The organism is Trueperella sp. HMSC08H06 (assembly GCF_001808465.1).
GTDB classification, from domain to species: domain Bacteria; phylum Actinomycetota; class Actinomycetes; order Actinomycetales; family Actinomycetaceae; genus Trueperella; species Trueperella bernardiae.
In genome coordinates this window covers 86829-101299 of the sequence record NZ_KV793339.1, presented here as the reverse complement: position 1 = coordinate 101299, position 14471 = coordinate 86829, and the positions used below count along the sequence as shown (strand labels likewise).

The following is a 14471-nucleotide window of genomic DNA, read 5'->3' as shown; positions in this document are numbered from 1 at the left end:
GGCGCACGGGGCGCCTGACAAGTTTGTCGGAGGGGTCAATTAAGCTGAAGTCGTTATGTCTGATGCTTATCAAAACGCTATGGAGCGCCTGCGAGCCCGTGTCGCGGCAGCGCAGGAAGCCAATGATGTCCGCCGTCCGGTAGCCGCGCCTCCCGGGCTGATCGCCCCTACTACCGAGGATCCGCTACTCGCGGGGCTGAACACCCAGCAACGCGAAGCGGTGGTGCATGAGGGCGGGCACTTGCTCGTGGTGGCAGGTGCGGGCTCGGGCAAGACGCGGGTGCTCACCACCCGCATCTCGCACTTGATTTCGTCGGGGAAGGTGCGTCCGTGGGAGATCCTCGCGATCACGTTCACGAACAAGGCGGCGAAGGAGATGCGCGAGCGTCTGGAGGCGATGATCGGCCCGTCGGCCACGCGGATGTGGATCTCCACCTTCCATTCGGCGTGCGTGCGGATTTTGCGCGCGGAGCACGAGGCGCTGGGGATGCGCTCCACGTTCACGATTTACGACGCGGCGGATTCGAACCGGCTGATGACCATGGTGGCGCGCGAGGAGAACATTGACACGAAGCAGTTCCCGGCGAAGAAGCTACTGCGCCAGGTGTCGGACTTGAAGAATGAGATGGTCACGGCGTGGGAATTCGAGCGGCGCAACCTGAACCGGGACGAGCGGGTCCTCGCCCAGGCTTACGCCGGCTATCAGCGTCGGCTCACGGCGGCGAACGCGGTGGATTTCGATGACCTCATCATGCTCACGGTCAACCTGTTGCGCGATAACCCGGCGATTGCCGAGTACTACCGGCGGCGCTTCCGCCACATTCTGGTGGACGAATACCAGGATACGAATGTGGCCCAGTACGAACTGATCCGCGTGCTTGTGGGGGATGAGGGGGACGATCCGCACGGGGAGCTGACCGTGGTGGGGGACGCGGACCAGTCGATCTACGCCTTCCGTGGCGCCACCATCCGCAATATTCAGGACTTCGAGCAGGACTTCCCGAACGCCACCTCGATCCTGCTCGAGCAGAACTATCGTTCCACGCAGAACATCCTGTCGGCTGCGAACGCGGTGATCGCGAACAATGCCGGGCGGCGGCCGAAGCGGCTGTGGACGGATTCGGGTAGCGGGGAGAAGATTGTGGGCTACGTGGCCGACGCGGAGTCGGATGAGGCCTCCTTCATCGTGGAGGAGATCGACTCGCTACGCGGCAAGGGCTACACCTACGGCCAGGTGGCCGTGTTCTATCGTACGAACGCTCAGTCGCGGGCGCTGGAGGAAATGTTCGTCCGCTCGGGTATCCCGTACAAGGTGGTGGGCGGCACCAAGTTCTACGAGCGCAAGGAGATCAAGGACGCGATCGCCTACCTCCACGCGATCGCCAACCCGGATGATACGGTCTCGATCCGCCGTATCCTCAACGAGCCGCGGCGCGGGTTGGGGGCGAAGGCGGAGGACGCGGTGGCGGCACACGCCGCCCGCTTTGAGATCTCGTTCGGAGCGGCGCTTGCCGACGTCGCCCACCCCGATTCCGCCCTCGAGGCTGGGCGCGCGCCCGTGGAGGGCCTGCAGGCGCGGGCCATCAACGCGATGCGGGAGTTCGCGCTCATGCTCGAGGAGATCCGCGCGAAGGCGGAGGCGGGTGCGGCGCCGGCGGACGTGCTCGATGAGGTGATGGACCGCTCCGGGTATTTGGCGACGTTGCAGAAGTCGAATGACCCGCAGGACGAGGTGCGGGTGGAGAACCTGGCCGAGTTCCACTCCGTGGCCTCCGATTTCCTCGTGGTCAATGAGGGCGGCACGCTCGGCGATTTCCTCGACCAGGTCTCGCTTGTGGCTGACTCGGACCAGATTCCGGATGAGGACGGGGGCGAGGGGGAGGTCATCCTCATGACCGTTCACACCGCTAAGGGTCTGGAGTTCCCGGTCGTGTTTGTCACGGGTATGGAGGACGGCACGTTCCCGCACATCCGCGCGATGAACTCGCCCGAGGAGCTAGAGGAGGAGCGTCGGCTGGCCTATGTGGCGTTCACGCGCGCCCGCCAGCGTCTGTACGTCACCCGCGCGGGGGCGCGCTCGCAGTGGGGCGCGCCCCAGGAGCTACCGGCCTCGCGCTTCTTGGAGGAGATCCCGGAGGGCGTGATCGAGTGGCGGCGGGACGAATCGGCCATGCAGACCTTGCGCCACGGTACCGGCTGGGGGAATGGCTGGTCCGGCTCGCGGCGCACTTCGCGCTACTCCGATTCTTTCGATGACGACTTCGCCCCGGCTTTCGGCGCCGGCGACGGGCGCGCGTTCGTGCCCGGAAAGTTCGGCCAGGAGAGCGGAGTGGGGCAGGGCGGAGGCACGACGACGTCGGGCGCGGCTGGCTCGGCAGGCGCGGCTGGCGCTGGCGGGGCGGACCGGCAGGCCGATTCCGGTCAGGCGCCGAGCTCGAGCGACGTGCCTGAGACGGGCGGGCTGGCCGTGGGCGACACGGTCCGCCACAAGTCCTTCGGGGTCGGCAGGATCATCGCGTTCGAGGGCAAGGGCAGGTCCACGATTGCGAAGGTGACGTTCAAGTCGGGGCCCACCAAGCGCCTCATGTTGCGCTTCGCACCACTGGAGAAGGTCTCATGAGTTACGGATTGCATACCCCTCGCCCCGCGCACGATGCGAGGCAAGCCTCTGAGCCGCCGGGGACCGGGCGGGGTGCGGATCGAGGGGCTGGGCGCGGGCGCGCCTCCGGCGGTCCGCGGCCGGCGTCGGCCGCGGACCTCGGCTCGTCCATGTCCGACCACGGCGGCTACATTCCCGGCCTGGACGGCGTGCGCGCTCTGGCGGTGACGGCGGTCATCGCCTACCACTTGTTCCCCGGCTTGGTCAGGGGCGGATTCCTGGGCGTGGACGTGTTCTTCGTCCTATCCGGCTTCCTTATTACCACCCTGCTCCTGCGCGAGGACCGGAAGAATAACTACATCAACCTCAAAGCCTTCTGGCAGCGCCGCTTGCGGCGCCTCATCCCTGCGCTCGTGGCCCTCATCCTCGTGGTGGTGCCGGTCGCGCTCGCGATCAACAGGGACCTGCTGGTGGGTGTGCGGCGCCAGGTGCTTGGCGCCCTGACCTTCTCCACGAACTGGCTGGAGATTGCCCACGGCTCCTCTTATTTCGACCAGACCACGCCCAACCTATTCAAAAACTTCTGGTCGTTGGCGATAGAGGAACAGTTCTACCTATTCTGGCCGCTGCTCATGCTGGTGGTCCTGGCGCTACTGCCCGGCTGGCGGTCGCGCGTCGCCCTCGCGGCCGGGTTGGCCCTCGGATCGGCCGGGCTCATGATGGTGCTCTACAACGGCACCAACGCCACCACGGTCTACTACGGCACTCACACCCACCTGTTCGGGATCGCGATCGGCATCGGGTTGGCGTTCCTGTGGGCGGACGGGAGCCTGCTCGGGCGAGCCCACTGGCGCCAGTTCTCCGCCTGGTACGGGTGGGCGGCCCTCGCCCTGCTCCTCGTCTTCATGCTGATCTTGCCGGACACCGGGCCGTGGGCCTACGTGGGCGGGATGTTCCTCGCCTCCCTACTGACGGTGGTGCTCATCGCCTCCATGCTCGTTCCGGGCTCCGTGCTGGCGATGATGGGCGAATGGCGCGTGCCGCGCTGGATCGGCACGCGCTCCTACGGCCTGTACCTGTGGCACTGGCCGGTCCTCGTGATGGTCGGGGTTGCCTACCCGGTGGCCTTCGGGTCGGTGGCCTACCTGCTACGTTCTTTGGTCGCGGTGGCCCTCACCGCCGCGATCTGCGAGGTCTCCTACCGCTACCTCGAGACCCCGGTGCGCAAGCGGGGCATCCGTGCATCGTTGGCATGGGCCTATGGTGAGGTGTGGCAGACGGTAGCAGGGAAGGTGGGCGCCGGTGTCGTGGCGATCGCGCTCGTGGCGACGGGTGTGGGGCTGGTGGTCGCGCCGGCGAAGAGCCAGACCCAGCTCACGATCGAGCAAAATGAGGACACGACGATTGGGGAGGGCATGACGCCGCAGGCGGACGTCCCGCTCAACCCTGCGGAAACCTCGCTCTCGCCGACGCTCGACACCTCGATGCCCACGTGGCCGGAAGTTACCGCGATTGGGGACTCGATGGTGGCGGCCTCGAAGACGGGCCTGGAGTACGCGATGCCGGGCATCACGTTCCTGGCGCGCTCGAACCTGAAGTGGTCCGAGGCGCTCGGGGTGGTGCAGGCGGGGCTCGCGGACGGCTCGATCGGACGCGTCGTCATCCTCCACTACGGCACGAACGCGGGCGTGTCGGATGCGGACGTGGTGCGCGCCGTCATCCAGGCGCTCGGCCCGGACCGAATGGTCCTGTTAGTCAACCTGTATTCGCCTTCCACGTTCATCGACTCCTCGAACGAGGCGCTGGCTGAGGTGGCCGGGGAGTACCCCAACGTCATGTTGGTCGATTGGCACAAGGCGGCCTCCGAGAACCCGAACCTGCTGCAGGTGGACGCCACGCATACCTCGATCGAGGGCGCGAATTTTTATGGCAACCTCATGAAGGAATCCATAGAGAAGTTTTCCGCGGAACTGACGCTCGGGAAGGGAGCCGCGCTCGCCGAGCTAGGGAAGTAGGAAAGTACGCCAAATAGTGAGCGGCGGAGAAGATATTTCGCTATGCTCAAAGAGATGTCTCGGCGTCGAGACAATCGGGGACGTTCGCCAAGCGAAAGGACACTTCGTGGATCTCTACGAGTACCAGGCACGCGACCTTTTTGCCAAGCACGGAGTGCCCGTGTTGGCGGGCAGAGTTGCGGCAACATCGGATGAAGCATTTGAAGCGGCGACGGAGCTGCTCAAGGACGGCGACCTGGTGGTCGTCAAGGCACAGGTCAAGACGGGCGGCCGCGGCAAGGCGGGCGGCGTGAAGCTCGCGCGCAGCGCGGAAGAGGCCAGGGAGAAGGCCGAGGAGATCCTCGGCATGGACATCAAGGGCCACACCGTTCACCGCGTCCTCATCGCGTCGGGCGCGGACATTGCCGAGGAGTACTACTTCTCCATCCTCCTCGACCGCTCCGAGCGGCGTTACCTCGCCATGTGCTCGGTCGAGGGCGGCATGGAGATCGAGCAGCTCGCGGCGGAGCGCCCCGAGGCGCTCGCGAAGGTCCCGGTCAACCCGAACGTTGGTGTGGATGCGGCCAAGGCGCGTGAGATCGTGGACGCGGCCGGCTTCTCGGAGGAACTCAAGGGGGCGGTAGCCGACGTCATCGTCAAACTCGGCGAGGTCTACGCGGGCGAGGACGCCACGCTCGTGGAGGTCAACCCTCTGGTCAGGACCACGGACGGTCAAATCATCGCGCTCGACGGCAAAGTGACCGTGGATGACAACGCCCGCTTCCGCCAGCCCGAGCACGAGGCGCTCGTGGACAAGCAGACCGAGAACCCGCTCGAGGCCAAGGCGAAGGCCCTCGGCCTCAACTACGTCAAACTCGAGGGCGGCTCGGTGGGCATCATCGGCAACGGCGCGGGCCTGGTGATGTCCACGCTCGACGTCGTCGCCTACGCGGGCGAAAAGTTCGGCGTGGGCCCGGCGAACTTCCTCGACATCGGCGGCGGCGCGGACGCCACCGTCATGTCGAACGGCCTGGACGTGATCCTCGGAGACCCGGATGTGAAGTCGGTGTTCGTCAACGTCTTCGGTGGCATCACGGCATGCGACCAGGTGGCCACCGGCATCGTCAAGGCGCTCGAGATCCTCGGGGACGCGGCCACCAAGCCGATCGTTGTGCGCCTCGATGGCAACAACGTGGCGGAAGGCCGGGCGATCCTCAACGAGGCGAACCACCCACTGGTGACTTTAGTGGACACGATGGATGGAGCCGCCGTCAAGGCGGCCGAGCTGGCAGCGAAGTAGGGGAGCAACGTGGCTATTTTTCTTGATAAGTCAGACAAGATTATCGTCCAGGGCATGACCGGCTCGGAGGGGCAGAAGCACACGCGCCGCATGCTCGGCGCGGGGACCCAGATTGTGGCCGGCACGAACCCGCGCAAGGCGGGCACATCCGTGGACTTTGAGGTCACGCCGATCGGGTACGGTGCCGAGGAGCGCCAGGCCGGCACGGTCTCCATCCCGGTCTACGGCACGGTGGCGGAGGCGAAGGAGGCCACGGGTGCCGAGGTGTCGGTCATCTTCGTGCCCCCGGCGTTTGCCAAGGCGGCTGTGATCGAGGCGGTCGACGCCGGCATGCGCCTGGTTGTCATCATCACCGAGGGCATCGCCGTGAAGGATAGCGCGGAGTTCTTTACCTACGCCCACGAGCGCGGCGTGCAGCTCATCGGCCCGAACTGCCCGGGCATCATCACGCCGGGCCAGTCGAACGTGGGCATCACGCCCCCGGATATCACGGGCCCGGGCAAGATCGGCCTGGTGTCGAAGTCCGGCACGCTGACCTACCAGATGATGTACGAGCTGTCCGACATCGGCTTCAGCACCTGCATCGGCATCGGCGGCGACCCGATCATCGGCACCACCCACATCGACGCGCTGAAGGCCTTCGAGGAGGACCCGGAGACCGAGCTGATCGTGATGATTGGCGAGATCGGCGGCGACGCCGAGGAGCGCGCGGCGGCCTACATCAAGGAGCACGTGACCAAGCCTGTCGTGGGCTACGTTGCCGGCTTCACGGCCCCCGAGGGCAAGACGATGGGCCACGCGGGCGCGATCGTCTCCGGCTCGGCGGGCACTGCGCAGGCGAAGAAGGAGGCCCTTGAGGCCGTAGGCGTCAAGGTGGGTAAGACCCCCACGGAGACGGCGAACCTGGCGCGCGAGCTGCTGAAGTAGCGCGTAGCTTTTTCGTGGGGCCGGCCGGGGCGGATGCCTCGGCCGGCCGCTGGCTTGCGGCGTGTGGGCTGGCCTTGTCATTCGCCCGAGTAGGCCAAGTGGGCAACACGCCCGGCCCACGTGGCGCACGCCCCGAAACTTCGCGCAACGATGGAAGGGTGAAGACCATTGACCTTTCCCGCGAACTGACCGTCGCCCGCGGTGCGATTGCCCCGCTGGCCTTCGGCTGGCTGGCGATGGCCGTGATCGCCACGGTGTTTTACACGCTGACGGCCTCGGCACCCACGTTGGGTGAGACGACGTGGCACGACGTGGCGCGCATGGGCACCGGGTGGTGGATGACCACGCTCGGCGGCCAGACTGAGATCCAGGGCGTGGCGATCTCGCTCATGCCCACGCTTATGACGCTCATCATGGTCTATGCGAGCGTGGCGGTATTTCGGCGTCGGCTGGTGGCGCGTTGGGGCGAGGTGGCTGCCGCGGCGATTGCGCAGGCGGCCGTGGTGGCGCTCATCGGTGTGGCCGTCCGGCCCGAAGGTGTGTGGTGGCCGGCGATTATCGGCGGGGCGATCATGGGTGGCGTCACGGCTGCCTGGGCCGGGCGCGATGAGCTTCTGGTCTGGCCGTGGCTCGCGCGGGCCCTTCCTCGCACAGGCGTGTTCCTGGGCGTGCTCGCGGTGCTCACGACGGCGACCGTGGCGGTCGCGTTCGTCGGCGGCTGGTCGCGCATGACCCAGATTCACGGCTACTACCTGACCGGCGCCGTGGGCACGGCCGGGCTTCTCCTCGTCCAGCTGGCCTACCTTCCCACGGCGTTTATTTGGGCGCTGGCGTGGCTGCTCGGCCCGGGGTTTTCCGTGGGGCAGGGCACGCACTTTTCGGTGCTGGGCGTGGAGTCGGCGCCGCTGCCGGCAATTCCGCTACTGGGTGCGCTGCCGTCGGTGGGGGATGGGTACCCGTGGATGCTCGGCGTCCTCGCGGCGATCTTCTTGATCGTGGGGGCGGTGGTCACGCGGCGGGAGAAGAAGTCGCTCCCAGCTTCCTTGCTTGATTCGGCCCTCGCGGCGCTGATCGGTGCCTTCGTGGTGGCGGCCCTCGCGGCGATGGGTACGGGCGCGATCGGCCCGGAGCGGCTGGCGCAGACCGGCCCCGTGCCGCCGGTGATGTTCGGCATGGCCCTGCTCGTGCTTGGCCTGCCCTACCTCCTGGGCGCGCTCGTTCATCCCCAGACACTCACCTTCCTGCGGGCCCGCAGCGAGGCGACCGCCGAATGGGCATCCGACCGCCGCCAGGCCGTCAAGGACCGCGCTGAGGAGCGCGCGGCCGAGCGGGCTGAGGACGATGAGCGTGCCGGGCAGGACGAGCTTTCCGGCGACGACGGCGTTGCCGCGAACACGGAAGAGCGCAACGAGCCTGCAAACCCACCGGCCGTCGAGGGCAGTGAAGCCGAGCCCGCCCAGACGGAAGCCGAGCCGAACGCCACTGAGGGCGAGGACGCGCCGACCAGCTCAGACGTCGCCGTATCGGAAGGTGAGACAGAAAGTGCTCTAGGAGTGGACGGCTCCGAGCGGGACTAGGGGGCGTCGATAGGCTGAAGCCATCGACTCAAGGAGGTTTCATGGCCCGCGCCCTGATTTCAGTCTCGGACAAGAGCGGCATTGCGCAGTTCGCCCAGGTATTGCAGCAGGCAGGATATGACCTGATTTCCACTGGTTCAACCGCGAAGGTGATCGCGGAGCTCGGGCTGCCCGTCACGCCCGTGGAGAAGGTGACCGGCTTCCCCGAGATTTTCGACGGCCGGGTCAAGACCCTCAACCCCTTCATCCACGGCGGTATCCTCGCACGCCGGGGCACCGATGACGAGGTGATGGCGGAGCTGGGGATCGAGGCGATCGACGTCGTGGTCGTGAACCTGTACCCGTTCGTGCAGACCGTGGCCTCGGGCGCCGCGCCTGAGGAGTGCGTAGAGCAGATCGACATCGGCGGGCCGGCTCTCATCCGCGCGGCCGCGAAGAATCATCGAGACGTGGCCGTGGTGACCGACCCGGCCCAGTACGCGCGCGTAGCCGAGGAGCTTGCCGCCGGCGGGCTGACGGTCGAGTTCAAGCGCGAGCTCGCGGCCGTCGCCTTCGCCCACACCGCCGCCTACGATTCGGCGATCGCGGCGTGGTTCGCCGGCCAGGCCGGGGCGAATGCCCTTCCCGCCGAGCTCGCCCCGCGCTGGACCAAGGCCGCCGACCTCCGCTACGGCGAGAACCCGCACCAGGCCGCCGCGCTCTACGAGGACGCAAGCGGCGCCGGGCTCGCCCACGCCACCCAGCTGGGCGGCAAGCCGATGAGCTTCAACAACTACCAGGACACCGAGGCCGCCCTGCGCGCCGCCTACGACCACCCCGAGCCGGCTGTGGCGATCGTCAAGCACGCTAACCCGTGCGGTGTGGCGATTGCCGGCGACGTCGCCGCCGCTCACGCCCGCGCTCACGCCTGCGACCCGCTCTCGGCCTACGGCGGCGTGGTGGCCGCGAATCGACCGGTGACGGCCGCGATGGCGGAACAGCTGGGGCCGATCTTCACCGAGGTGGTGGCGGCGCCCGACTTTGATCCCGACGCCCTCGCCCTGCTCCAGACCAAGAAGAACCTGCGCATCCTGCGCGTGGCGCCGACCGAGGGCGGGCTGGATATCCGCCCGATCAGCGGCGGCGCGGTGGTCCAGGAGCGCGACACGCTAGGTGAACGCGACCAGATCGTCAGCTGGGAGCTTGTGGCGGGAGAGCCCGCCGACGCCGAAACCGCGGCCGACCTCGAGTTCGCCTGGCGCTCAGTGCGCTGCGTGAAGTCCAATGCGATCCTGCTGGCGCGCGAGGCTGCGACGGTGGGCGTGGGCATGGGCCAGGTCAACCGGGTCGACTCGTGCAAGCTGGCCGTCGAGCGCGCCAACACCCTCGGGGACGGGGAGCGGGCGCGTGGCGCGGTGGCGGCGCCGGACGCGTTCTTCCCCTTCGCCGACGGCTTCGAGGTGCTGGCCAAGGCCGGCGTCCGTGCCGTGGTCCAGCCCGGCGGCTCGATCCGTGACGAGGAGGTCATCGCGGCGGCGAAGGCTGCCGGGGTGACGATGTATCTCACGGGCACGCGTCACTTCGCGCACTGAGTCCGCGTCTCGTCCGGCGGCTAGAGTATGATCGTCACGCGAGCCGAAGGGAGAGACATGGACAAGTACGCCGGCGGTAAGTTCCCGCCCGCCATCGTCTACGTGCTCCTTGTGGCATGGGTGGGCGCGATCATCGCCACTGGCTTCCTGCTCGACGTGCAGCGGGCGGTTTATGCGCTCAGCGCCTCGTGCGTGGCGATCGCCGTGGCCCGCGTAACGCTCCCGGACGGAGCGGTACCGCGCGTGCGGTCCAAGGCACACGACGCCACCATCTTGTGCCTGTGCGCCGCGGCCCTGTTCATGCTGGCCGCGTGGGGAAACACGCCGCCGGTCCTGTAGGCCGAAGCCCGGACCAGCGGCGCGCTCGTTAGGACTCCGCCCCGTCGATGACGATCGGCAACTGGGCCAGCTCCAGATCGGCCGTGGGGTCGGACACGACGTAGAGGACTTCCTTCAGCGGGTGCCACCAGGGCTCGAAGGGGAGGCGGTCTTCCATGTCGATGAGCTCGTCCATGTGTGCCACCGGCTGGGCTTCGATGTGCCCGTCCACCATGCCTACATGGTAGGAGCCGCCCTTGCCGGCAAGCTCCCGATCTAGCACGGTCATCGCAGTGTTGACCAGACGAACTGCGAGAGTGCGGTCGAACGGTGAGGGGTTGCCGCCCTGCTGGGCGTGGCCAATGAGGAGCGAGCGCACGTCGAACAGGTCCCCGCCCTCTTCTTCGAAGATGTTGGCCAGGACGTCGGCGTTGTAGTACTCCGAAGCGTCCTCGTTGCGCACCACCAAGTAGAGCTGGCGGCCGGCCTCGAAGGAGCGGATCATCTTCTGCGTGTCGGCGGCGAGTTGGCTGAGCGTGATCCCGTCCTCGTAGAGGTAGACCTGCTCGGCGCCCGTCGTGAGCGCGGACATGAGGGCGAGGTAGCCGCACTTGCGGCCCATTGTCTCCACCACGAAGCAGCGCCGGGAGGCGGAGGCGGACTGGCGGATGCGGTCGATCGTCTCCGTGTTCCAGTTCAGCGCCGTGTCGGTGCCGATCGAGAATTCAGAGCCGGGCAAATTATTGTCGATCGATGCGGGCACCAGCACAATCGGGATCTTGAACGCCGGGTATCGTGAGGATTCCTTGTGCATCTCGTAGACCATCTTGTAGCCCTTGAAACCGCCGATGACGATCAGGCCGTCCAGCTGCGCGTTCTCGATCGCGCGGCCGAGGGCGTAGTACTGGTCGACGTCGGGGATCGTGCGCCGGGTGCCAAGCTCGGCGCCGCCGTCCTCGGCCCACCCTTCGACGTCGTGCCACTTGAGCTCACGAATCCTGCCGTCCACGAGGCCCGGGAAGCCGCCCTCGATGCCGAGCATGGTGTAGCCGCGGTCGATGCCGAACTTCACGGCGGCGCGCGCCGCCGGGTTCATGCCGGGCGCGAGGCCGCCGGCGTGGAGGATGCCGATGCGCTTGGAACCCTCCGGGCGCTCGGGGGCCACGGGAGAGGAGAGTGTGGCAAAGAGGTCGATCATCTCCTGGTAGTGGTTGCCGCGCGAGGTCACGGCGGCGTCCCAGTCGCCAGATGAGAGATGTTCCTTGACGGCGCGCGTGTTCTGGATCGCCTGCATCATGGGCAGACGGACGATCTTGTTGCGCCGGGTGCCGATGATGACGGGTTCGGTCTCCTGGGTGGCGTGGACCAGGTCCCAGGCTGCGGTGTAGCCGAGCAGGGTGGGCATCCAGCGGTCGTAGGCCGAGGGAGTGCCGCCGCGCTGGACGTGGCCGAGCGAAGTGATGCGTGGGTCTTCGCCCATGCGATCCTTGATCGCGGTGCGAACGTCCTCCGCTGTGATCTTGTTGCCGGCGCGGTCGGAGGCTCCTTCGGCGACGACGATCAGCGAGTCGCGCCGGCCGTTCTCGCGGCCCAGGCGCAACTTCTCCGCCAGCTCATCCTCCCAGCCGTCGGCCGGGGGAAGCTCGGGGATGAAGACGTAGTCGCAGCCGCCGGCGATGGCGGACATGAGGGCGAGGTAGCCGCAGCGTCGGCCCATGACCTCGATGATGAACGTGCGCTGGTGGGAGGCCGCCGTCGCCGCAATCGCGTCGATCGCTTCGATGATGCGGGTGAGGGCCGAGTCGGTGCCCACGGTCATGTCGGTCCCCACCAGGTCGTTGTCGATCGAGCCGACGACGCCGGAAATGAGCAGCTTCGCGTGGCGCTGGCCCTCCTCTTCCGACACCGCCCCTTCGGCCACGAGCTCAGCCAGCAGCTCGGGCCAGAGCTCGCGCAGCTCGTCCGCGCCCGTCAGCGTGCCGTCCCCACCCATGATGACCAGGCGGTCGATACCGTTCTTCACGAAGTTGTATACGGCCTTCTTCATGCCCGAGCGCTCGCGGAACTCGTCGCAGCGCGCGGTGCCGATGGCGGTGCCGCCCCTGTTGATGGTGGAGGAGACGTCCGACCACCCCATCTTCTTGATCAGATGCCCGCCCTCGACGGGGCCGCGCCAGCCTTCGAGGAATGCGTAGGGCGTGGCGCCGAGCTGGAGCGCGGTGCGAACAACGGCGCGAACCGTCGCGTTCATGCCCTGTGCATCACCACCCGAAGTCAGGATTCCTATCTTCACTTCCGGGGCGCTTGTGTTGCTATCCACGACATCTCCTTCACATTTGCGTCACGCCCAATTCTGTCATATTTGCCCCGGCGCGATTGGGTAGAATGGGGGCACTTGTTAGCTTTCAGGAGGAGAGTTATGACAGCGCCGATTGATGCAACTGCGACGCCCGCGTGGGCTCGCCTGACCGACCTTGAGGCGGGCCTCAACGTCGATTTCCGCGCGTGGTTTAAGGATGAAACCCGTGCGAAGAATTTCACTTTCCAGGCCGCGGATCTGTACGTGGACCTGTCGAAGACCTTCCTTACCGATGAAGTCAAGGCCGCGCTCCTGGAGCTGGCTGACCAAGTGAACCTGGCCGAGCGTCGTGACGCGATGCTCAGTGGCGAGCGAATCAACGTCACCGAGAACCGCGCAGTCCTGCACACCGCCCTGCGCCGCGAGAAGGGTGAGGAGGTAGATGTGGACGGGCGCAACGTCGTCGACGACGTCCACGAGGTCCTCGAGCGCGTGTTCGACTTCGCGGACAAGGTGCGTAGCGGTGAGTGGACGGGCGTCACGGGTAAGAGGATCGAGACCGTGGTCAACGTCGGCATCGGCGGCTCGGACCTGGGCCCGGTCATGGCGTACGAGGCGCTCAAGCCGTACGTGAAGGACGGGCTGGAGTGCCGCTTCATTTCGAACATTGACCCCACGGACGTGGGGGAGACCCTCAAGGGGCTCGACCCGGAGACGACCCTGGTGATCGTCGCGTCCAAGACGTTCACGACGCTCGAAACGCTCACCAACGCCCGCCAGGTGCGTTCCTGGCTGCTCGGCACGCTCGAGGAGCAGGGGGCGCCGACGGACGGCGCCGTGGCCAAGCACTTCGTGGCCGTGTCCACGGCGCTGGACAAGGTGGAGGCCTTCGGGATTGACCCGGTCAACGCCTTCGGCTTCTGGGACTGGGTGGGCGGGCGCTACTCGGTCGACTCGGCCGTGGGCCTGTCGCTAGCGATCGCGCTGGGCCGGGAGTACTTCGAGGACTTCCTGGCCGGCTTCCGTGCGATGGACCGCCACTTTGCGGATGCCCCGGCCGAGCAGAACGTGCCGTTGCTCATGGGCCTGCTCAACGTCTTCTACGTCAACTTCGTGGGCGCCCCCACGCACGCCGTACTGCCCTACTCTCAGTACCTGCACCGCTTCCCGGCCTACCTCCAGCAGCTGACGATGGAGTCGAACGGCAAGCGCGTGCGCTGGGACGGCACGCCGGTCACGTCGGCCACGGGCGAGGTCTTCTGGGGTGAGCCGGGCACGAACGGCCAGCACGCCTTCTACCAGCTCATCCACCAGGGTACGCAGCTCATCCCGGCGGACTTCATTGCGTTTGCCAACCCCACCTTCGACTTCAAGGACGGGGATGCCGACCAGCACGAGCTCTTCCTCGGTAACTTCTTTGGCCAGACCAAGGCGCTCGCCTTCGGCAAGACGGCCGACGAGGTCCGCGCGGAGGGCGTAGCCGAGGAGTTGGTGACCGCGAAGGTCTTCCCGGGCAACAAGCCCACCGCGTCGATTATGGCCCCGACCCTGACCCCGTCAGTGCTTGGCCAGCTCATCGCGCTGTACGAGCACATCACGTTCGTCCAGGGCATCGTGTGGGGTATCGACTCCTTCGACCAGTGGGGCGTGGAGCTCGGCAAGGCGATGGCCAAGGAGCTGACCAGCGCCGTTGAGGGCGACGAGGCGGCGATCGCTGCCGAGGATTCCTCGACCCGCGGCCTCATCGAGTACTACCGGGCGCACCGAAAGTAGAACGTCACCGATCGGGGTGCCCGCCGGCTCGCCGGCGGGCACTTTCGCTTCAGGTCGCAAGCGCAGGCGCCAGGCTACCAGTCACTGTTTCACACCAGCCACAATCGGCCCAC

Annotated in this window: 9 protein-coding genes; 8 read left to right on the top strand and 1 reads right to left on the bottom strand. The window is 67.0% G+C overall.

Annotation, left to right across the window (positions count from 1 at the left end; all coding sequences use genetic code 11):
* Positions 1-79 precede the first annotated feature (79 nt).
* The 7 genes from pcrA (at position 80) to HMPREF3174_RS00370 (ending at position 10307) form a co-directional block, all read left to right on the top strand.
* On the top strand, positions 80-2620 hold the full coding sequence (gene pcrA / locus HMPREF3174_RS00400; protein WP_246783042.1) for a DNA helicase PcrA: 2541 nt from the start codon (positions 80-82) through the stop codon (positions 2618-2620).
* Positions 2617-4614 carry an acyltransferase family protein gene (locus HMPREF3174_RS00395; protein WP_083200518.1) on the top strand — a complete coding sequence of 666 codons (1998 nt, stop codon included), beginning with the start codon at positions 2617-2619 and terminating at the stop codon, positions 4612-4614. Before pcrA ends, HMPREF3174_RS00395 begins: the two co-directional genes overlap by 4 nt.
* Positions 4615-4720: 106 nt before the next feature.
* Positions 4721-5893 carry an ADP-forming succinate--CoA ligase subunit beta gene (gene sucC / locus HMPREF3174_RS00390; protein WP_062613887.1) on the top strand — a complete coding sequence of 391 codons (1173 nt, stop codon included), beginning with the start codon at positions 4721-4723 and terminating at the stop codon, positions 5891-5893.
* Positions 5894-5902: 9 nt separating this feature from the next.
* Positions 5903-6820: a succinate--CoA ligase subunit alpha gene (gene sucD, locus HMPREF3174_RS00385; protein ID WP_068538493.1), complete on the top strand. Its 918-nt coding sequence runs from the start codon at positions 5903-5905 to the stop codon at positions 6818-6820.
* Between the two features lie 158 nt (positions 6821-6978).
* The gene (locus tag HMPREF3174_RS00380; protein ID WP_070447299.1) at positions 6979-8397 is read left to right on the top strand and encodes a cell division protein PerM; all 1419 of its coding nucleotides are present in this window, start codon (positions 6979-6981) and stop codon (positions 8395-8397) included.
* A 41-nt stretch (positions 8398-8438) separates the two neighbouring features.
* Positions 8439-9968: a bifunctional phosphoribosylaminoimidazolecarboxamide formyltransferase/IMP cyclohydrolase gene (gene purH / locus HMPREF3174_RS00375; protein WP_070447296.1), complete on the top strand. Its 1530-nt coding sequence runs from the start codon at positions 8439-8441 to the stop codon at positions 9966-9968.
* A 57-nt stretch (positions 9969-10025) separates the two neighbouring features.
* Complete coding sequence (locus HMPREF3174_RS00370; RefSeq protein WP_062613891.1) at positions 10026-10307, top strand: hypothetical protein; 282 nt, start codon at positions 10026-10028, stop codon at positions 10305-10307.
* A 28-nt stretch (positions 10308-10335) separates the two neighbouring features.
* On the opposite strand, the gene HMPREF3174_RS00365 is transcribed toward HMPREF3174_RS00370, so the two are convergent.
* On the bottom strand, positions 10336-12606 hold the full coding sequence (locus HMPREF3174_RS00365; RefSeq protein WP_062613892.1) for a 6-phosphofructokinase: 2271 nt from the start codon (positions 12604-12606) through the stop codon (positions 10336-10338).
* A 99-nt stretch (positions 12607-12705) separates the two neighbouring features.
* On the opposite strand from HMPREF3174_RS00365, the gene pgi reads away from it, so the two are divergent.
* On the top strand, positions 12706-14358 hold the full coding sequence (pgi, locus tag HMPREF3174_RS00360; RefSeq protein ID WP_070444974.1) for a glucose-6-phosphate isomerase: 1653 nt from the start codon (positions 12706-12708) through the stop codon (positions 14356-14358).
* The last annotated feature ends 113 nt before the right edge of the window (positions 14359-14471 follow it).